General features: G+C 52.2%; 18 protein-coding genes and 3 tRNA genes. 5 read left to right on the top strand and 16 right to left on the bottom strand.

Features of this window, described 5'->3' with window-relative positions; genetic code table 11:
- Positions 1-82: 82 nt before the first annotated feature.
- Positions 83-871: a cytochrome C assembly family protein gene (locus tag CWI71_RS06800; protein ID WP_126754508.1), complete on the top strand. Its 789-nt coding sequence runs from the start codon at positions 83-85 to the stop codon at positions 869-871.
- Between the two features lie 67 nt (positions 872-938).
- On the top strand, positions 939-2,240 hold the full coding sequence (locus CWI71_RS06795) for an HlyC/CorC family transporter (RefSeq protein ID WP_126754507.1): 1,302 nt from the start codon (positions 939-941) through the stop codon (positions 2,238-2,240).
- Here CWI71_RS06795 and CWI71_RS06790 read toward each other — a convergent pair whose 3' ends face one another.
- Both CWI71_RS06790 and gshA read right to left on the bottom strand, forming a co-directional pair.
- Positions 2,241-2,858: a transglycosylase SLT domain-containing protein gene (locus CWI71_RS06790; RefSeq protein ID WP_126754506.1), complete on the bottom strand. Its 618-nt coding sequence runs from the start codon at positions 2,856-2,858 to the stop codon at positions 2,241-2,243.
- On the bottom strand, positions 2,855-4,483 hold the full coding sequence (gene gshA, locus CWI71_RS06785; RefSeq protein ID WP_241967656.1) for a glutamate--cysteine ligase: 1,629 nt from the start codon (positions 4,481-4,483) through the stop codon (positions 2,855-2,857). Before gshA ends, CWI71_RS06790 begins: the two co-directional genes overlap by 4 nt.
- 146 nt (positions 4,484-4,629) lie before the next feature.
- Here gshA and CWI71_RS06780 point away from each other — a divergent pair, with 146 nt between their 5' ends.
- Both CWI71_RS06780 and CWI71_RS06775 read left to right on the top strand, forming a co-directional pair.
- Positions 4,630-6,648, top strand: coding sequence for a response regulator (locus tag CWI71_RS06780; protein ID WP_198678750.1), 2,019 nt, complete (start codon positions 4,630-4,632; stop codon positions 6,646-6,648).
- Positions 6,645-6,824, top strand: coding sequence for a hypothetical protein (locus CWI71_RS06775; protein ID WP_126754504.1), 180 nt, complete (start codon positions 6,645-6,647; stop codon positions 6,822-6,824). The genes CWI71_RS06780 and CWI71_RS06775 overlap by 4 nt, the downstream gene beginning before the upstream one ends.
- Positions 6,825-6,839: 15 nt before the next feature.
- Here CWI71_RS06775 and CWI71_RS06770 read toward each other — a convergent pair whose 3' ends face one another.
- The 9 genes from CWI71_RS06770 to CWI71_RS06730 form a co-directional block, all read right to left on the bottom strand.
- Positions 6,840-7,970 carry a sodium ion-translocating decarboxylase subunit beta gene (locus tag CWI71_RS06770; RefSeq protein ID WP_126754503.1) on the bottom strand — a complete coding sequence of 377 codons (1,131 nt, stop codon included), beginning with the start codon at positions 7,968-7,970 and terminating at the stop codon, positions 6,840-6,842.
- Positions 7,971-7,977: 7 nt separating this feature from the next.
- A complete protein-coding gene (gene oadA / locus CWI71_RS06765) occupies positions 7,978-9,822 on the bottom strand; it encodes a sodium-extruding oxaloacetate decarboxylase subunit alpha (protein ID WP_126754502.1) in 1,845 nt (614 codons plus the stop codon).
- Between the two features lie 19 nt (positions 9,823-9,841).
- Entirely contained in the window at positions 9,842-10,075 is a 234-nt protein-coding gene (locus CWI71_RS06760; protein ID WP_126754501.1) for an OadG family protein, read from the bottom strand.
- A 111-nt stretch (positions 10,076-10,186) separates the two neighbouring features.
- Positions 10,187-10,263: transfer RNA gene (locus CWI71_RS06755), tRNA-Arg, on the bottom strand.
- A 25-nt stretch (positions 10,264-10,288) separates the two neighbouring features.
- A tRNA-Arg gene (locus CWI71_RS06750) sits at positions 10,289-10,365 on the bottom strand.
- A gap of 14 nt (positions 10,366-10,379) precedes the next feature.
- Positions 10,380-10,472: transfer RNA gene (locus CWI71_RS06745), tRNA-Ser, on the bottom strand.
- 184 nt (positions 10,473-10,656) lie between these two features.
- On the bottom strand, positions 10,657-10,848 hold the full coding sequence (csrA, locus tag CWI71_RS06740) for a carbon storage regulator CsrA (protein WP_126754500.1): 192 nt from the start codon (positions 10,846-10,848) through the stop codon (positions 10,657-10,659).
- 181 nt (positions 10,849-11,029) lie between these two features.
- Positions 11,030-13,630 (bottom strand): alanine--tRNA ligase, encoded by a 2,601-nt coding sequence (gene alaS, locus CWI71_RS06735; RefSeq protein WP_126754499.1) that lies wholly within the window; start codon positions 13,628-13,630, stop codon positions 11,030-11,032.
- Positions 13,631-13,714: 84 nt separating this feature from the next.
- The gene (locus CWI71_RS06730) at positions 13,715-14,182 is read right to left on the bottom strand and encodes a regulatory protein RecX (protein ID WP_126754498.1); all 468 of its coding nucleotides are present in this window, start codon (positions 14,180-14,182) and stop codon (positions 13,715-13,717) included.
- A gap of 119 nt (positions 14,183-14,301) precedes the next feature.
- Between CWI71_RS06730 and CWI71_RS06725 the strand changes: the two genes are divergently transcribed.
- Complete coding sequence (locus tag CWI71_RS06725) at positions 14,302-15,000, top strand: SIMPL domain-containing protein (RefSeq protein WP_126754497.1); 699 nt, start codon at positions 14,302-14,304, stop codon at positions 14,998-15,000.
- Here CWI71_RS06725 and CWI71_RS06720 read toward each other — a convergent pair.
- The 5 genes from CWI71_RS06720 to CWI71_RS06700 are packed head-to-tail and all read right to left on the bottom strand — an operon-like array spanning position 14,983 to position 18,910.
- On the bottom strand, positions 14,983-15,990 hold the full coding sequence (locus CWI71_RS06720) for an agmatine deiminase family protein (RefSeq protein WP_126754496.1): 1,008 nt from the start codon (positions 15,988-15,990) through the stop codon (positions 14,983-14,985). The genes CWI71_RS06725 and CWI71_RS06720 overlap by 18 nt on opposite strands.
- Complete coding sequence (gene rluB, locus CWI71_RS06715) at positions 15,987-16,844, bottom strand: 23S rRNA pseudouridine(2605) synthase RluB (protein WP_126754495.1); 858 nt, start codon at positions 16,842-16,844, stop codon at positions 15,987-15,989. The genes CWI71_RS06720 and rluB overlap by 4 nt, the downstream gene beginning before the upstream one ends.
- Positions 16,841-17,443: an SMC-Scp complex subunit ScpB gene (gene scpB, locus CWI71_RS06710; RefSeq protein WP_126754494.1), complete on the bottom strand. Its 603-nt coding sequence runs from the start codon at positions 17,441-17,443 to the stop codon at positions 16,841-16,843. The genes rluB and scpB overlap by 4 nt, the downstream gene beginning before the upstream one ends.
- The gene (locus CWI71_RS06705; protein ID WP_126754493.1) at positions 17,424-18,254 is read right to left on the bottom strand and encodes a segregation and condensation protein A; all 831 of its coding nucleotides are present in this window, start codon (positions 18,252-18,254) and stop codon (positions 17,424-17,426) included. Before CWI71_RS06705 ends, scpB begins: the two co-directional genes overlap by 20 nt.
- Before the next feature lie 26 nt (positions 18,255-18,280).
- Positions 18,281-18,910, bottom strand: a complete 630-nt coding sequence (locus tag CWI71_RS06700; protein WP_126754492.1) for an L-threonylcarbamoyladenylate synthase — start codon at positions 18,908-18,910, stop codon at positions 18,281-18,283.

Below are 18,910 nucleotides of genomic sequence, written 5' to 3'. Positions count from 1 at the left end.
TCCTATTGGGTTTCTTCATCACAATGCATATACTTGTGCTTTGCACTCAGGACGTTAGAACACTTCAACAGTGGGAATCAACATGTCAGGCCTTCTTGCTCTTACCCTGATCCTTTACTTTGCCAGCGCCGGAATGCTGTGGCGTCAGCTTGCCAGTGTCGGAAGTTTGCGTGCTACCAGTTGGTGGCTTGCGGTCGCTGCGGTAATCAGCCACGGTGCGTTACTCACCTGCTATCTGGCAACGGACGGCTTTGATCACCTGAATGTTGCCAGCAGTCTGAGTACCGTTGCTTTTCTGCTGGCGTTATTTTCGCTGGTCCGGGTGCAGCGCAATAGTGGACTGATACTGCGCCCGGTGATTTACGTATTTGCTGCCGTCAGCTGCATCATTCTGCTGGCGAGTCCTGCGAACTGGGGAGCAACTATTGCGAATACCCATGGCCTGGTGATTCACATCGTCTTGAGCCTGCTGGCCTATGCTATTTTAATGCTGGCAACCTTGTATGCGGTGCAGTTACTTTATTTAAACTACCTGCTCAAAAATCATCGCATGAACGCCCTGTCGAGCTATCTGCCGCCGTTAATGGTGGTTGAGAAGTATTTTTTCCGCTTATTAAGTACCGGAACCTTGTTACTTTTCATTGCCATCGGCAGTGGCTATGTCTTCCTTGACGACATGTTCGCTCAGGGGCAGGCCCATAAAACCCTGCTCAGTTCCGTTGCTGCGATTATTTATGCTGCCATTGTCGTGTTACATCGCTTGCACGGTGTGCGCGGCCGCGCTCTGGTCGTCGCCAGTGTCATTGCCAGTCTTCTGCTAAGCTTAGGTTATTTCGGCAGCCGCTTTGTGCGCGATGTCATGTTAAGCTAATTCAAACTTGACTTGTCTGACCATGTCATTAAATTAGGCACTCAAGTATTCAATATAGGTAACCTTCTTGGACGAAATAGCCACGTCGACCCTGCTGATCATTCTGGGTCTCTTACTGTTTCTTTCGGCGTATTTTTCAGGCTCGGAAACCGGCATGATGTCGGTCAACCGCTACCGTTTGCGTCATCTCGCACAACAAGACCATTCCGGCGCCAAGCGGGTGCAGTACCTGCTCGACAGACCAGACCGCCTGATCGGACTCATTCTCATTGGTAATAACCTGGTAAACATTGGCGCTTCAGCCATTGCCACCGTGCTCTGTTTTCGCTGGTTTGGCGACGCAGGTATTGTTGTCGCGACCTTTGGCCTGACCATCATTGTGCTTATTTTTGCCGAAGTGACGCCCAAGACCATTGCCGCATTGCACCCTGAACGGGTTGCCTTTCCAAGCTCGGTGATCCTCAAGCCGCTACTGACCATTATGTACCCGGTGGTGGCGACGGTGAATTTTATTACCAACGGTTTTATGCGCATCTTAGGTGTCAACCCCAACACTACCTTGGGTCAGGACGCACTTAGTTCAGAAGAACTACGCACCGTGGTGAACGAGGCACAATCAATGATCCCCAGCAGTCACCAGGATATGCTGCTAAGTATTCTTGATCTTGAAAAGGTGACTGTTGAGGATGTCATGATTCCGCGTGCCGATATCAGTGGCATTGACGTGCAGGATGATATCAAGTCAATTATCAAACAGTTGTCGCAGGCTCAGTACACGCGTCTGCTGCTTTATCGCAGTGAAATTGATGACGTGATCGGCTTCCTGCACGCCCGTGACATTATGCAGATTGTAACCAAGTCAAGCAGCGAGACCGACAAAGCCGAACTGATCCGCGCCGCGCGCGAAATCTATTTCATTCCTGAAGGTACGCCGCTAAACGTGCAGCTACTCAAGTTTCAGCACAATAAAGAGCGCATTGGCCTGGTAGTTGACGAATATGGTGACATTCAGGGACTGGTCACCCTGGAAGATATTCTCGAAGAAATTGTCGGTGACTTCACCACCAATATCACCCCGGCACCCAGCGAAACCGTGTCCCCACAAGAAGACGGCTCGATTCTGGTGGAAGGTACCGCCAACATTCGCGAACTGAATAAAGAAATGAACTGGGAGCTGCCCACCAGTGGCCCGAAAACCGTCAGCGGTCTTATTGTGGAACTGCTCGGTGATATTCCGCAACACCCCTTGTGTCTGCGTATTGAGGGTTACGCATTGGAGATTATGGAAAGCAGCGAGAGCATGGTAAAACAGGTTCGCTTTTTGCCTGATGAATCGCGCCATCAGGAACAACAGAACCTGTTCGGTTAATTAAAAGAACAGATCCCACAGCCAGCTACGCTGCAAATCCTCTTCACAGCGGCGCAGCTGCGCACCATAGGTGCCAGCGCGCTGCTTCACCCGCCCTGCAGTGCGTTGCAACCAGGCTTTAGAGCGATAGGTCTGACGCTTATAGCCAGTCCAGCCTTCATGATAGTTCAGATACAGTGCATAAGCGTCCCACTTTGAAACGCCATTAATTCGGTGGCTCTTGTCGATAAACCACCCCATAAAGTCAATCGCATCAGCAAAAGAGTCGCGTGAAGCCCAGGTGTTGCCTGTTTCACGCTCGTAGTCATCCCAGGTGGGCGTTTTGGCCTGTGAATAGCCGTAGGCACTGCTCACCCTACCCCACGGAATGACCCATAACAGATAGTCGCGCGGTGGCACCGCATCGTGCTTAAAGGAGCTTTCCTGGTACATTATCGCCATGGGGATCTGAATCGGCACGCCCCAGCGCTCGCGCATGTCAGCGGCGGCATCATACCAGTCCGGTTTTTCGTAAAAGATTTCACATAAGTCATCAGGCTGCTGCGGCGGCGCTGAGGCACAGCCGCTTAGTGCCAGCGTGACCAATGTCGCAAGCGAGATTGTTTGCCAGCACTTCATGACTTTTCACATTCTGCCGCAGTGCATTTCGCTTTAACGAAATAGTCTTCGAGGAAGTGGTCAAACGAGGTTCCGGCATCTTTCTCTTCACGTGCCGTTTGCTCATCAATTGAGGCCTGTGTCCACTGCTCAAACTGCTGCTCGGTAAAGTAGCGCAGCGGTTGTTGTAATTCTTCGCGATAACGTTTGGCCAGTTGCATTCCCAGATGGCTATTATCAAGGTGCTCTTCGCGCATCAGCGCCAGCATTTGTCCAGACAGCGTCAGCTCGGGGTTAAGGACCATTTTATAGTGCTCGGCGACGCTTTGCCGATAGTCATCACCAGAACCACCGTCCATGAAACGCGCCAGCGCCTGCAGATCGGCAAAAAGTTCTTCCAGCCAGTCACTAATGGGCCGCTCGTAGCCATTGTCGTTGAGCGTCAGGCGTGGATTCCGGCCATCCAGTACGACCTTATTAAAATTACGTTCGGTCATTTGCTGAGCGTCCCAGTCGAGCTCCGGACTGTCGCTCAGTAAACAATACAGCAGCAACAGATCAAGCATGCGGATCTGGCCTTCACTGATACCTACCGGACTGAAAGGATTCACATCCAGCGCGCGTACTTCTATGTATTCAACACCGCCGCGCTCCAGAGCCTGGGTCGGTGTTTCACCGGACGTGGCTACGCGTTTGGGGCGGATCGGTGAGTAGAACTCATTTTCAATCTGCAGAATATTCGCATTCAACTGCCGGTACTCTGTCTCCCCTTGAGCATTGGTCTCCTTTACGCCAATTCTGGCGAACCGTTGTGACGGCGTGGTGATTGCACGGCGCAGCCGCCCGACGTAATCACTCAGAGAGTTATAGGTAATTTGCAGGTCCGCCTGCTCTTTATTGGTATAGCCAAGATCACTCATGCGCAGCGAGGTACCATACTCTCGATAGAGGGTACCTTTGCCCAGCGGCTTCAGGTCAATCTGCCCGTCAGCATGATCTAAAAATGACTGGCACACCGCTGGTGACGCACCAAATAAGTAAGGAATAACCCAACAAACGCGCTTGTAATTACGGATCAGACCAAAATAACGCCGTGAGATATAACCGGGATCCAGTTGCACGCCCTCTTCTGCGGCCAGCGCTTCCCACATGGCCGCAGGTACGGAAAAGTTATAATGGACTCCGGCAATGATTTGCATACCACCACCGTACCTATGGGTCAGTCCACGTCGATAAAGATTTTTCATCCGGCCACTGTGCGACGCGCCATAGCGGGCAATATGAATATCTTCCGGATCACCGACAAAACAAGGCATAGAGAGTGGCCACATCAGCTCGTCACCCATGAAACGATAGGTGTAGCTGTGAATATCCGTCAGTTGATCCAGAGTAACCTGAATATCGCTCGCCACTGGGGTAATGAATTCCAGCAGCATTTCCGCGTAATCGGTGGTGATGTGCGGATGCGTCAGCGTTTTGCCTAAACCAATCGGGTGTGTTGTCGCGGCCAGACGGCCTTCCGATGTAATGCGCAGACATTCACGTTCAATACCACGTTGTAACTTCCTGATCGCAGCTTGTTCAGCGGCCGACTGTTCAGTGGTTGACTGAAAATGTGCGAGCGACTTCAAAAGTGTTGTTTGCAAAGTAAATCCTGCCTCTACTTACATCGACGTCAGATGATGCAAAGCTTACTGTTTATCGCCTGCTACGTCCATGCTGATGAGATAATTTGGCGAAGTTCGCGACGCATGGCATGATATTACGCAAGCTATCTTATTTTCGGAATCTTATGGCCACAGATGATAAACCGGTAAACCAAGTTCGTGATTTGGCCGCGCTTGAGCAAGCCATTGCCAGCGCCGAAGCCGCTAATCAGGCCAAAAGTGAGTTTCTGGCTAATATGAGCCATGAAATTCGCACCCCGATCAATGCCATCCTGGGCATGACGCAACTTTGTCTGAAGACCGCGCTGAGCGATAAGCAGCATGGCTACCTGAAATCCATTGAGAGTTCGTCGAAGATCTTGCTGGGTATTGTTAACGACTTGCTCGACTTCTCTAAGCTCGAAGCCGATAAGCTCACCATCGAGGCAATTCCTTTCGATCTTGAAGAAGTACTGCGCAATCTCGCCGACCTTTTTGCTTATCGCGCGCACGATAAAAACCTGGAATTTATTATCAATTTGCCGCCGAATATACCGACGCGGCTGATAGGCGACCCGTTGCGTCTGAACCAGGTGCTGGTCAACCTGGTCAGCAATGCCATCAAGTTTACCGAACATGGCGAAGTGGTCGTCTCGGTCACCAAGCTCGACCAGACTGAAACCGACCTCTACCTGCGGCTGTCGGTCACCGATACCGGCATCGGCATGGATGAGGAACAACGCCATAAGTTGTTTCAGGCCTTTACCCAGGCGGATACCTCAACCACCCGTAAATACGGCGGCACCGGTTTGGGGCTGGCCATCAGTCAGCGCATTGTTAAACTCATGAATGAGCATGGCATTGGCGTTATCAGCAGCAAGGGTCAGGGCACCACCTTTTTTATTGAACTGCAACTACCTTTGCAGCAACCTCAGCAACAGCGTATTCCGCAAAATGTTCTCGACCAGTTGATGGGCAAACAGGTGATGATTGTTGAGGACAACCTGACGACGCGCGAAATGCTGACGGACCTGCTGCGTAGCATACAGTTAGATGTCACCAGTTTTCGTACTGCAGAAGAAGCGCTGGCGGGTCTTAAAGATCGCCACTTTGAGGTGGCTATTGTTGACTGGCAGTTGCCGGGCATGAGTGGTCTTGAATTATGTGAAAAACTGCTGCAACAAGCGACATCAACAAAATGTATTCTGGCGACCAGTTATCATGCCAGCGAGCTTATCGATAAAGCCCGCGAAGTGGGCGTCAACGGCCATCTGTTAAAGCCCTATACCAGCCACGCAGTGATTCGTGAATTAAGCGCAACCTTGTCGCTGCATGGCAGCAGCCTCGCCGACGCCAACACTGATACATTGCAGGAGCTGCAAGGCACACGCGTATTATTAGTCGAAGACAATGATATCAACCAACATATCGCCACAGAAATGCTCGAACATCTGGGCTTGCAGGTCGACGTGGCTCAGCATGGCGAGGAGGCCCTGGAGCGGGTTGAGCATCAGACTTATGGCATGGTGCTGATGGATATTCAAATGCCAATTATGGACGGCTATAGCGCTGCGCGTGCCATCCGGAGCCGCCATGCGTATGAGCAGTTACCGATTGTTGCGATGACAGCAAATACCGCCAGCGAAGATGTTGAGAAGTCGCTTGCTGCGGGTATGCAAGATCACCTGGCCAAGCCGATTGACGAAGCGAAACTGCGCCAGGTCGTCAAGAAATGGTGTCGCCGCGGACTCGATAATGCGACTGCCGCGGCGCCCCAGGACGCGCCAGCACAGACCCGGTTGCGATATCCTAACCACCATGACATTGACTTTCAGAGTGCGCTGACACGGCTCAACCACAATGTCGAGCTTTACGTCAACCTGGTACAACGCCTCTACGACAGCTATGACGAGGCACCCTTGCGGGTGGTAGACTTTCTCACTAAGGGTCAACATGAAGAAGCGCGTCGCTACTTTCATACCCTGAAAGGCTCGGCCGCCAACTTAGGCTTGTCCGGGGTAGAAAAACTTGCCGCACAACTTGAGCAAGCCATGAAAAATGCAGAACTTGATCAGGTTGCTGACCATATTACCCGTTTGCGCCCGATGCTTGAGCAAGCGCAACTGGCAGCAGCTGACCTAAACCTATGGGTGGAGAGACAATGATACGATTTTTATTTTTAATTCCTTTGGTGCTGGGGTTACTCTGGTGGCTCTACCTGCGCGCGAACGGCTGGACCTTGCAACAGGGACGCAAGGGCTTTGTGGTGATTGTCATTGTGAGTGTCTTTATTGCGCTTATTTACACTTTATTGCTATGGCTTACCGGGCGGCAGTTTTAGCCGCCCGTACGCCGTTTAACCCACCAGTGCCAGCAAAATACCTGCGGCGACCGCAGAGCCCAGCACCCCGGCAACATTAGGTCCCATCGCATGCATTAACAGGTAATTACTTTGATTTGCATCAAGTCCGACCTTGTTAACGACCCGCGCCGCCATCGGCACCGCTGACACGCCTGCAGCGCCAATCAGCGGGTTGATGGGCGCTTTACTAAAGCGCGCCATCAATTTGGCCATTAACACCCCTGAGGCCGTGCCAATAGCGAAGGCAACCGCGCCTAAGGCAAGAATACCTAACGTCTGCACGTTGAGGAACTCTGCCGCAGAAAGCTTTGAACCCACGGCAAGGCCAAGGAATATAGTGACGATATTGATCAGCTCGTTCTGTGCAGTTTTACTCAGCCGCTCGACGACGCCGGCTTCCCGCATCAGATTACCTAAACAGAACATACCGACCAGCGGTGTGGCGGTTGGTAAAAACAGCAAGGTTAAAAACAGTACCGCAAGCGGAAACAGGATTTTCTCGCGCTGCCCCACCTGACGTAACTGCTCCATTCTTACCGCGCGCTCTGCTTTGGTGGTCAGCAACTTCATAATCGGCGGTTGGATAATAGGTACCAGTGCCATATAAGAATAGGCGGCTACGGCAATCGCCCCCAACAGGTCAGGACTTAACTTCGAGGCCAGGAAAATAGCGGTCGGGCCATCCGCGCCACCAATAATGGCAATCGCAGCGGCATCCTGCATGGAAAAGTCGAAGCCGGGAATGGCATTCAGTGCGATGGCACCGAATAAGGTCGCAAAAATACCAAATTGCGCAGCAGCGCCAAGTAGCAGTGTACGGGGGTTTGCGAGCAAGGGACCGAAGTCTGTCATCGCCCCCACGCCCATAAAAATGAGCAGCGGAAACACGCCGGTATCAATGCCCACTACGTAGATATAGTAGAGAATACCGCCAGGCTCATTAAAACCCGCTAACGGAATATTCGCTAAAATCGCTCCAAAGCCAATGGGCAGCAGTAACAGCGGCTCGAATTTCTTACGAATTGCAAGAAATAGCAAGATTGCGCCGACCAGCATCATCGCCGCATCTTCCCAACCAAAAGCTGAAAGCGCTGTACTCTGCCATAACGTCAACCATCTCTCCATCGCGACGTTACTCCAAAGTCAGCAATTCATCGCCAACAGAGACGCTATCGCCCTCTTTGGCCAGAATATCGCCGACGGTACCGGCGCGATCAGCACGGATATCCGTCTCCATTTTCATCGCTTCCAGAACAATCAGCACATCACCTTCAGCAACTTCCTGGCCCGGCTTCACAACAATCTTAAACACATTCCCTGCCAGCGGTGCGGTAATACTCTCTGCGCCTTCACTGGATTTCTCAGCAGTTTCGTCGCTGCTTTTAGCTGCTGTCTCTGAACCTTCCGCTGCTTCACTTTTTGTGTCTTTTGCGCCGCTCTCGCCAGTAGAAATCGAGCCCTCCGGGCCCACTTCAACAGTAAAGACTTTACCGTCCACTTTCACATTGTAAGTGACCGGCTCGCCTGAGCGCGCTTTAGCAGTTTTTTTCTCTGCTTCTGACTCTACTCTCTTCGCTGACTCGGAGGGCTCTTCCGGCTCGGGTTCGAAGGCATCAGGATTATCACGATTGGAGAGGAATTTAAGACCAATTTGCGGAAATAAAGCATAGGTCAAAACATCATCGACCTTATTCTCGGCCAGACGGATGTCTTTTTCGCTGGCATGCTGCTCCAGCTCTTCGGTAAGCTTATCCATTTCATCATCAATCAGGTCTGCCGGCCGGCAAGTAATGGGCTCGTCGCCCTCAAGAACTGACTTTTGTAGCTCTTCATTGACCGGTGCCGGCGTAGCTCCATATTCACCACGCAGCACCCCTTTGGTTTCTTTTGAGATAGATTTATACCGCTCACCGCTTAATACGTTTAACACCGCCTGGGTGCCGACAATTTGCGAGGTCGGGGTAACCAAAGGTATATAGCCGAGGTCCTCTCTCACCTTCGGGATTTCAGCCAGCACTTCGTCAAACTTCTCCGTCGCGCCTTGCTCGCGCAACTGATTTTCCATGTTGGTCAACATGCCACCAGGTACCTGCGCGATCAGAATGCGGGCGTCGATACCTTTTAGCGAGCCTTCAAACTGCGCGTACTTTTTGCGAACCTTGCGGAAGTACCTGGCAATTTCTTCCAGCTTTTCCAGATCAAGCCCGGTATCACGATCGGTATTCTCGGTCATTGCGACAATGGTTTCAGTCGCGGAATGGCCATAGGTCATGCTCATCGAGGAAATGGCGGTATCGAGCATATCAATACCGGCATCAATAGCTTTCTGATAAGTCGCGGTACTCAGACCGGTCGTAGCGTGGCATTGCATCGCAATCGGCAAACCCGTCGCATCTTTTACTGCGGTGACCAGATCATAGGCCGCCTGTGGTCGTAATAACCCTGCCATGTCTTTAATGAACAACGAGTCACAGCCTAAGTCTGCCAGCTCTTCTGCCATGGCGACCCACTTATCCAGGGTATGCACCGGACTCACGGTGTAGGCCAAAGTACCTTGCGCATGTCCTTCAACGTCTTTTGCCGCTTTAATTGCAGTCTTCAGGTTACGGACATCATTCATCGCGTCGAAGATACGAAAAACATCGACACCGTTTTCTTTCGCACGCTCAACAAAGCGGCGTACGACGTCGTCGGCATAATGACGATAACCTAATAGATTTTGCCCGCGTAACAACATATGTTGCGGGGTTTTCGGCATCGCTTTTTTCAGTTCGCGGATACGCTCCCACGGATCTTCGCCTAAATAACGGATACAGGCATCAAAGGTGGCACCACCCCAGGACTCCATTGACCAATAACCAATATCGTCCAGCTGTTCAGCAATGGGCAACATATCGTCCAGTCGCATGCGCGTGGCTAGTAGCGACTGATGGGCATCACGTAACACCAGTTCCGTTAGTTTCAATGGTTTTGGCATGCTAAGCTCCTGCTAATTGTTATTCGTGATCGCGCCGATAGGCGTGCACCGCAGCAGTAATAGCCGCAAGGCGCTGGTTATCGGTCGAGGTTTCGCGGGCTGCACTTGACTGAGAGGTCGCTGTATCGGTCTGCGGCTGGATAGCAAAACGACGCAAAAGTGCCATGGCCATCAGCAATAGCGTTAAAAACACAAAAACGGTGATCATGCCGGTCAGCATGATAGTGAATGCTTCAGAAAGTTGTTGTTGCATAGTTTACCTGCCGCTAAAACCTTATCAGTAAGCGTAACTTATAAGCAGGATAACACAACTTTTTAACGGGTCGCCCTAAGTGGGGCATATAGAAGGTATAAACAGAGGAAATGGCGCGCTCGGGAGGACTCGAACCTCCAACCGCCTGGTTCGTAGCCAGGTACTCTATCCAGTTGAGCTACGAGCGCACTTTTCGGTTGCACTGTTAGCAAATGGCGCGCTCGGGAGGACTCGAACCTCCAACCGCCTGGTTCGTAGCCAGGTACTCTATCCAGTTGAGCTACGAGCGCGTGTTGCTAACAAATGGCGGTGAGGGAGGGATTCGAACCCTCGATAGGGCTACAAACCCTATACTCCCTTAGCAGGGGAGCGCCTTCAGCCTCTCGGCCACCTCACCGCTTACTTGTGGCGATGAATTCTAGCGACACTGAAAATAATGTCAAACGATTTTTTCCAATAAAGAGTGCGTTTGTGGGATTTTTAAACATCTCGCGCAAATTTCCCGCAAAACTCTTTATTTTTCTATCTTAAAGACGAAAAAAGCTGATGATAGCTCATCAGCTTTTTATTCAGCTATCGCACTATTCGGACGAGTCCTTTTTGTCCTGATGCTCCGCTTGAATTCGCATATAAATTTCTTCCCGGTGTACCGAGACATCCTTGGGCGCATTGACACCAATACGCACCTGATTCCCTTTTACACCCAAAACCGTGACTGTGACCTCATCTCCAATCATTAAGGTCTCACCCACGCGACGGGTTAAGATCAACATGTTACCTGCTCCTTCCCTACTTTTATGTGTGGGCATCCATGAGAAACACCACACTACCAGCCTGATTTTAAGTCTAATTATGTTGCATGAATCATCACCAGATGTCATGCAACCTTCATTCTAGCAAGGAAATGCTAACCATGACAGCACGTTTGCGGGTCTAATTTGACCCTCACGTTGCTTACTGCAGCAGTTCCTCAATTTTACCCTGCGCGGCTGCCAGAGCCGCCTGGATTTTGCTTGCGTCGCTGCCGCCGGCCTGTGCCATGTCAGGACGACCACCGCCCTTGCCACCAACTTCAGCCGCAGCAACGTTTACAACATCGCCAGCTTTCACTTTAGCAGTTAAATCTTTGGTCACGCCAACAATCAGGCTCACTTTGTTGTCGTTCGCCACCGCGAGCACCACGATGCCACTACCAAGTTGATTCTTAAGATCATCAACCATACCTCGCAATGCCTTACTTTCTACGTTGTCCAATTCTGCGAGGATCACTTTGTGACCAGCAATTTCCCGGGCATTTTCGACCAGGCTACCGCCGGCTTGTGCCGCCATTTGCTGCTGCAGCTCAGCAACGGTTCGCTCCAGCTCTTTGCTGCGTTGCAGCTGTTGCTGAATACGCTCAGGCAATTGCCCGGGCTCGGCTTTAAGTAAACCGGCACTGGTGCGTAGCAGCTGTTGCTGTTGCTGCGCATAACGCAGCGCACCAAGTCCGGTAACAGCCTCAATCCGGCGCACACCAGAAGCGATGCCAAGCTCACTGATAATCCGGAAGCTGCCGATATCACCAGTGCGCTTGACGTGGGTTCCACCACACAGCTCCATGGAGTAATCGCCCATCCGTACGACCCGTACGTCCTCGTCGTACTTTTCACCGAACAAGGCCATGGCACCCGCTTTTTTCGCTTCCTCAATTGGCATCACTGCGGTGGCCAGCTCATGGTTGCGGACAATCTCTTCATTGACCTGGCGCTCAATCGCATCCATCTCTTCTGCGGTTACTGCCGCAAAATGTGAGAAATCAAAACGCAGACGGTCAGCGGTCACCAAACTGCCTTTTTGGGTCACGTGTTCGCCCAGAATATTGCGCAGTGCTGCGTGCACTAAGTGGGTCGCACTATGGTTGCGTTTCACCGACTCGCGACGTTCCGCATCGATTTCAGCTTCTACTTTGTCGCCCACCGCCAAATTAACTTCCGCACGTCCATGGTGAGCAATCGCCTTACCGATATACTGGGTATCTTCAACGACAAAGTCGCCGCCACTTGCGTGTAAACGGCCGGTATCGCCGATCTGCCCACCGCTTTCGGCATAAAAAGGCGTCTGTGATAATACTACGACGCCCTGCTGGCCGGCCTCGAGTTGCTCCACGGGCTTGCCATCGGCAAACAGTTCAACAATCTCGCTGCTACCAGCTGTTGCACCATAACCGGTAAACTCGCTACGCTGAGCTGATTTCAGTCGCTCGTTGTAATCCACGCCAAATTGCGACGCCTGCTGCGCACGCTTGCGTTGGGCCGCCATTTGTTTTTCAAAGCCTTCAACATCAATGGTAAGCTCTTTTTCACGGGCAATATCAGCAGTTAAATCAACCGGGAAGCCATAGGTGTCATAGAGCTTAAACACCACTTCACCAGGAATTACCTTACCGCTCAGTGATGTCAGCGCGTCATTTAAAATGACCAGCCCGCGTTCGAGAGTTTTGCCAAACTGCTCCTCTTCACGCGCCAGCGCGTCGATGATCACTTTTTCTTTATCTACCAGCTCAGGGTAGGCCTGCCCCATTTGCGCAATTAATGCCGGTACCAATTTATAAAAGAATGCGCCCTGTGCGCCCAGCATGTTGCCATGACGGACCGCACGCCGGATGATGCGTCGTAACACATAGCCGCGGCCCTCATTCGACGGTTGCACGCCATCGGCAATCAGGAAGCTACAGGAGCGAATGTGATCGGCAATAACGCGCAACGATTTATTATCCAGATCATCATGACCGATAATCTCGGCGGCTTCTTTAATCAGCGCCTGGAACAGGTCGATGTCATAGTTGCTGTGGACATGCTGCAACACCGCCGCAATACGCTCCAGTCCCATGCCGGTATCAACTGAAGGCTTCGGCAATGGCTCCAGGGTGCCATCGGCCTGGCGGTTATACTGCATGAAGACCAGATTCCAAATCTCAATATAGCGGTCGCCGTCTTCTTCTGCCGTTCCCGGCGGTCCACCCCAGACTTCTTCACCGTGGTCATAAAAAATCTCTGAACATGGACCGCAGGGCCCCGTGTCCCCCATGGCCCAGAAGTTATCTTTTTCACCGATACGCGAAATACGATCTTCCGGTACGCCAATCTCTTTCGCCCAGATGTCATAAGCCTCATCGTCTTCGGTAAAAACCGTCACCCATAGCTTTTCCTTCGGCAACTGTAATACGCCGGTCAGGAAGTCCCAGGCATATTCAATGGCTTCGCGCTTAAAGTAATCACCGAAGCTGAAGTTACCAAGCATTTCAAAGAAAGTGTGATGCCTTGCGGTGTAGCCTACATTTTCCAGGTCATTATGCTTGCCGCCAGCGCGCAGACAGCGCTGCGATGAGGTTGCGCGATTGTAATCACGTTGCTCGTCGCCTAAAAAAACATCTTTAAAGGGCACCATGCCGGCGTTGGTAAACAGCAACGTCGGGTCATTCGCTGGAATTAATGATGCTGAGGGCACGCGTTGATGGCCTCGCTCAGCAAAATAGGACAAAAACGCTTCACGGATTTGCGCGCTAGTCATACTCATGAACACTTTCCTGTTACAACTTATCGGGGGGTGAAAATTTTCGGTTATTTAGCGCGCAAGACTAGCACGAATGGAAACTTTCGACTAGTGCGCTGACATATCAGACAGCTGTTGCAGCGCGGCTTTTATTTCGTCAAAGCGAAAGCCACGGTTCAATAAATGGCGCATTATTTTATCGCGCTGCTGACGCGTCTCGGGCGCTTGCTCGCCAAACTTTTTACACAAGCGCTGAAAGCAGAGCTCCTGCCAGTCCGGGGCGGCGGTTCGCAAGGCTTGTTGCAGCAGCTGTTCATCAATGCCTTTGCCCGTTGCATTGGCCTTAATTCTTAGCCAGCCATTACCGCTCGCCAATGCTTGCCTAAGCCAAATCTCGGTATACCGCGCATCAGATTGCCAGCCCTGTTGCTGTGCTTTGGCCAGTACTGTGGCGATAACGGTGTCGGCAAAGCCACGCTGACGCAGTTTTTGCTGTAACTCGAAAGCACTGTGTTCACGCCGGCCAAGCAAGCGCACAAGCGTTTCTTCAGCTTGTAGCTGTTGATCAGAAATCATCACCACTCCTCTGGATTATCTGTCTTCGCTGCGGGAATTTTTTCTTTAGTTTACACTCTATAATTACAACTGTTGAGCCACATAGCTCCATCAACGTCTATTACTGAAAAGGAAGCCTTATGCGTCGTTTGATCCCATTTTTTATGATTGCTGCCAGCCTGTCTCTGGTTGCCTGCCAACCAGCGCCTGAGGTAACGCCCTCCACTTTGACCGTGGCCGGCAGTGCCACTGTCGAGGCCACGCCTGACGAGGTGCAGCTGACTTTGAATATCGAGCGTTCAGGCATGGATATCCCGGCGCTGAAAGCACACGTCGACGACATCACTGCCAATCTACTTAACTATCTGCGTCAACAAGGCGTGGCGGAAAGGCATATCCAGTCGTACGCAATTCGGCTGTTTCCACAATACCGGTACACTGAGGGTGAGCAAAAGCTGACAGGGTACCAGGTCAATCGCCGCATGGTGGTCGACTTTACCGAGCCGCAGTTGCATACCGATTTTCTTGAATACGCATTACGTAACGGTGTGCAACGTATTAACGAGCCGAGCTATCGTATCAGTGACGCGGAAGAACTTTATCGCCAGACGGTCGCGCAAGCTATTATGAACGCGCGGGCAAAAGCAGAACATATGGCAACGGCTGCGGGCACCCAGATCATCGGTATCCGCGAGATCCGTGAAAGCATGCAACAAGCGCCGGTCATGCGCTATCGTATGGCCGAGATGAGCGACAGTGGCAGCAATGTCAGTCTTCCCGGTCAGCAAACCGTTGAGGCACAGGTCGAGGTGATCTTCCTGTTAGCCCGGCAAAACTAAGCTCAGGCAGTGTGGACCGCCACCACCGCGGACCATTTCGAGTGCGTCGACAGGTATCACCGCCAGTTCAGGAAAGGCCTGCTGTAATCCTGCGACAGCAGCGCTGTCGTCTGCCAGGCCAAATTGTGGTACGACCAACGCGCCAGGCAGCCTGAGCAAATTGGCATAACTGCAAAGTAAAGGCCGCTGGCCGCGCCGCTGAACACCGGCACGGCGGCGGACATCGTGATAAATATCGACCGCGTCAGTTACCTGTTGCGCGGCGGGCAATTCAATCCAGCGATAGGCCCGGCCCCAGGGTTGCCGTTGCAAAGTCGCCACTTCTTCATTCCAGGCGGGATCATCGGTACTGGTAACATAGACAATGGAATGCGCGTCAACGAACTGCAACTGGTTGTCGGTATGACCGCCAGTTTCATCCGCGCTCAGTGCCTGATGCAACCAAATGATTTGTTGCAACCCTAATGCGCGTTTTAACTCGCGCTCCAGCGCGGCCAGTCGCCACTGCGGGTTGCGGCGTTGCAGGCTGCACGCATGAACCACCGCTGTACCGGCACCGTCGTGACTTAACATCCCCCCCTCAAAGATAAAGGGTAACGAATGTAACGGCAGCGCGCGACGATGCGCCAGCGCTGCAGCAAAGCGCTGATCGCGCTGATAGACGCCATGTACACCTTGCCAGCCGTCGAATTGGCCCGCGACTGCTGATAGCCCACCCGGCCCTGAGCGAAATAACGGCCCGAAATCTCGAATCCAGGCATCATCATAGGCCAGCGGCAGCCAGGTTAGCTGCTGTGGTAGCTGACGTAGGGCAATGTTCAGTTGCGGCGGGTGGATGGCCAGAGTCACCGGGTAATAGGGCAAAATAGCGTGGAGCATGGCCAGCAGTGCCTGTTGCACAAACTCGCCATTACCACGCCAGACGTCATTCCGATAGGGCCAGCAGGTCAGTAAAGGTCCTGCTAATTGCCAGTCGGCAAGAAGTTTCATTTGCGGCTGCGTTGTTTCGCATTCTGTAGGCGTTTGGCCTGGCTACGGCGTGCCCGGGCATAGCGCTTCTGGCGCGACTCCTGCTTGCGTGGATCGATAAACGTGCGCTCTTCGGGCGGTAACCCTACCAGTTCTCGTAAGTAGTTAATTTGCTCGAGCGGCAACTCACCCCAGCCGCTTTGTGGCAACCCTTGTTCAAGACGGATGGAACCGTAGCGTACCCGCATCAGTCGGCTGACAGTGACGCCTTGCGACTCCCACAGGCGCCGCACTTCGCGGTTACGCCCTTCGGTCAGCACTACCCGGAACCACTGGTTCATGCCCTCGCCACCACCGGTACGCTTAATTTCTTTAAATGCTGCCGGTCCGTCCTCTAATTGCACACCTTTACTGAGTTTACGAATCATCGCATCCGTCACTTCACCAAACACCCGTACAGCGTACTCGCGTTCAATTTGGTGACCGGGATGCATCAGACGATTCGCCAGCTCACCGTCTGTCGTAAATAGCAGCAAACCAGAAGTATTCACATCCAGCCGACCGACTGCGACCCAGCGCGCACCCTGTACCCGCGGCAAACGATCGTACACCGTCGGGCGCCCCTCGGGGTCCTTACGGGTACATAATTCACCTTCAGGCTTATGGTACATCAGGACACGACATACCACGTCCTCAGGAGGCTTAATGGTGACTTCATGGCCGTCGATCCGCACTTTAGCGTCAGCATCAATACGCTCACCTAGACTGGCAATCTGGCCATTGACACTCACCCGTCCAGCAGCAATCATTGCTTCCAGTTCGCGACGGGAACCATGGCCTGAACGGGCTAAAACTTTCTGTAATTTCTCACTCATGGGGCGCTTTCACTCTCTTCTGGCGCTGTCTCAGCGGTTTTTTCTTGAGCAACTGGCCCTGTATTCGATGCCTTTTGCGGGGGCTCTGGAATAGCAGGTAACTCAGATAAATCCTGTAAATTAAAATAGTCTAAAAACTCATTGGTGGTGGCATACAGCTGTGGTCTTCCGGGCACCTCGCGATGCCCTACCACTTTAACCCAGCCGCGCTCCTGCAAGGTTTTCATGATCTGCGAACTGACGCTGACACCACGTACTTCTTCAATATCGCCACGGGTAATTGGCTGGCGGTAGGCAATCAGCGCTAAAGTTTCAAGCAGCGCCTGGGAATACTTCGGCGGCTTCTCCTGCCACAGGCCGGCAATTATACCACCTAATTCAGCGCGCGTCTGAAATCTGTAACCCGATGCCACCTGATGTAACTGTATGCCCCGCTCCTGATAATCAAACTGTAATTCCTGAAGTACTTCACGAATCTGGTTGCGGCTGGCATCCATACCATGCTCGCTCAGATAGTCCGCCAGTTGCGCCACCGACAGCGGCGATTCAGTAACGAACAGCAGGGCTTCAATTAACTGTTTAATCTGATGCTTCTGCATAAACCTGACCACGATTTGCGATATGAATTTCACTAAACGCATCGACCTGGACCACGTCGATCAATGCTTCTTTTACCAGCTCCAAAACGGCTAAAAAACTGACCACAACGCCCGGTTTACCTTCTTCGGGCGAAAATAAGTCAGCAAAACGTAGCCGCGAACGGGTTTGCAGCAGATCGAGAATGCGGCTCATACGCTCACGCGTTGACAGTTTTTCGCGCTGCACCTGATGGTGATGCTGCAACTCTGCCTGTGCCATAGCGTGGGCAAAAGCAACCGCTAGTTCGGCCAGCGCAATCTCAGGCAGTTGTTGCTGCACATGCTGTTTAGCATCGGTGGCGGCATGCGCGACAAAATGATCACGGCCGGTCTGCGGCATTTCATCAAGATAGCCAGCGCCCGTCCGAATGGCTTCGTATTCTTGTAACCGACGGACCAGCTCGGCACGGGGATCGACTTCGTCATCGTCCTCAGCCGGCGGCCGCGGTAACAGCATTCGGCTTTTTATCTCTGCCAGCATAGCTGCCATGACCAGGTAATCGGCCGCAAGCTCGAGCTTCAACTCTTTCATCATTTCGACGTATTCCATATATTGCCGGGTGATCGGCAAAATGGGCAGCTCAGTAATTTCCAGCTTCTGACGTCGGATTAAATACAGTAACAGATCCATCGGCCCGGAAAAGCTCTCTAAAATAAGCTCCAGTGCATCAGGCGGAATGTAAAGATCTTCAGGCTTATCAATGACGGGCTCGCCGCGGACAAACCCCAGCGGCAGCGATTGTTGCTGTGGTGCAGAAAGCTTTTCGGTCATTGCTCGTATCTGCTCCTGCACATGCCCTAACGGCTTTGTTCAAAAGGTGAAGGGTCGCCTGCTCCCACCCGGGTCACCACGACTTCGTCATCAGCCAGATCAACCACGGTGGTGGGCGCCTGCCCGCGGTGCTCGCCATCAATAATCACATCAACCTGATTATCTAACTGGTCACGAATCTCATAGGGATCGGATTCGGCAAAGTCATTATCACCTAAGATCAGACTGGTGGACATCAGCGGCTCGCCTAATGCCTCCAGTAAAGCGACACAAATAGGATCATCAGAGACGCGAATACCGATCGTTTTTCGTTTTGCGTTCAGCAAGCGCTTTGGCACTTCCTTGGTAGCCTTAAGAATAAAGGTATAAGGACCGGGGGTATTGTTCTTTAACAGGCGAAAAGCAATATTATCGACGCGCGCATAGGTCGATAACTCGGACAAATCACGGCACATGAGGGTGAAATGGTGCTCTTTATCCAAATCACGTATGCGGCATATGCGCTCTATCGCATTTTTTTCACCCATACGGCACCCCAGCGCATAGCCTGAGTCCGTCGGATAGACCGCGACGCCGCCCTGCATGATAATTTCCACCGCCTGCTGAATTAAACGGGCTTGTGGATTTTCTGGGTGAATACTGAAATAGTGACTCAT

This window comes from Pseudidiomarina insulisalsae (assembly GCF_003987065.1).
Taxonomy (GTDB): Bacteria; Pseudomonadota; Gammaproteobacteria; order Enterobacterales; family Alteromonadaceae; genus Pseudidiomarina; species Pseudidiomarina insulisalsae.
The sequence above is the reverse complement of the archived record's forward strand: the minus strand, read 5'-3'. Positions and strand labels throughout refer to the sequence as shown.

What these genes read in the sequence shown, in the direction of transcription:
- CWI71_RS06800 (WP_126754508.1), top strand. Translation starts at nt 83, where the DNA reads ATGTCAGGCCTTCTTGCTCTTACCCTGATCCTTTACTTTGCCAGCGCC.
- rluB (WP_126754495.1), bottom strand. Translation starts at nt 16,844, where the DNA reads ATGAGTGAGAAATTACAGAAAGTTTTAGCCCGTTCAGGCCATGGTTCC.
- alaS (WP_126754499.1), bottom strand. Translation starts at nt 13,630, where the DNA reads ATGAGTATGACTAGCGCGCAAATCCGTGAAGCGTTTTTGTCCTATTTT.
- CWI71_RS06725 (WP_126754497.1), top strand. Translation starts at nt 14,302, where the DNA reads ATGCGTCGTTTGATCCCATTTTTTATGATTGCTGCCAGCCTGTCTCTG.
- CWI71_RS06775 (WP_126754504.1), top strand. Translation starts at nt 6,645, where the DNA reads ATGATACGATTTTTATTTTTAATTCCTTTGGTGCTGGGGTTACTCTGG.
- CWI71_RS06720 (WP_126754496.1), bottom strand. Translation starts at nt 15,990, where the DNA reads ATGAAACTTCTTGCCGACTGGCAATTAGCAGGACCTTTACTGACCTGC.
- CWI71_RS06730 (WP_126754498.1), bottom strand. Translation starts at nt 14,182, where the DNA reads ATGATTTCTGATCAACAGCTACAAGCTGAAGAAACGCTTGTGCGCTTG.
- CWI71_RS06780 (WP_198678750.1), top strand. Translation starts at nt 4,630, where the DNA reads ATGGCCACAGATGATAAACCGGTAAACCAAGTTCGTGATTTGGCCGCG.
- CWI71_RS06760 (WP_126754501.1), bottom strand. Translation starts at nt 10,075, where the DNA reads ATGCAACAACAACTTTCTGAAGCATTCACTATCATGCTGACCGGCATG.
- CWI71_RS06790 (WP_126754506.1), bottom strand. Translation starts at nt 2,858, where the DNA reads ATGAAGTGCTGGCAAACAATCTCGCTTGCGACATTGGTCACGCTGGCA.
- CWI71_RS06700 (WP_126754492.1), bottom strand. Translation starts at nt 18,910, where the DNA reads ATGAGTCACTATTTCAGTATTCACCCAGAAAATCCACAAGCCCGTTTA.
- CWI71_RS06770 (WP_126754503.1), bottom strand. Translation starts at nt 7,970, where the DNA reads ATGGAGAGATGGTTGACGTTATGGCAGAGTACAGCGCTTTCAGCTTTT.
- scpB (WP_126754494.1), bottom strand. Translation starts at nt 17,443, where the DNA reads ATGCAGAAGCATCAGATTAAACAGTTAATTGAAGCCCTGCTGTTCGTT.
- oadA (WP_126754502.1), bottom strand. Translation starts at nt 9,822, where the DNA reads ATGCCAAAACCATTGAAACTAACGGAACTGGTGTTACGTGATGCCCAT.
- csrA (WP_126754500.1), bottom strand. Translation starts at nt 10,848, where the DNA reads ATGTTGATCTTAACCCGTCGCGTGGGTGAGACCTTAATGATTGGAGAT.
- CWI71_RS06705 (WP_126754493.1), bottom strand. Translation starts at nt 18,254, where the DNA reads ATGACCGAAAAGCTTTCTGCACCACAGCAACAATCGCTGCCGCTGGGG.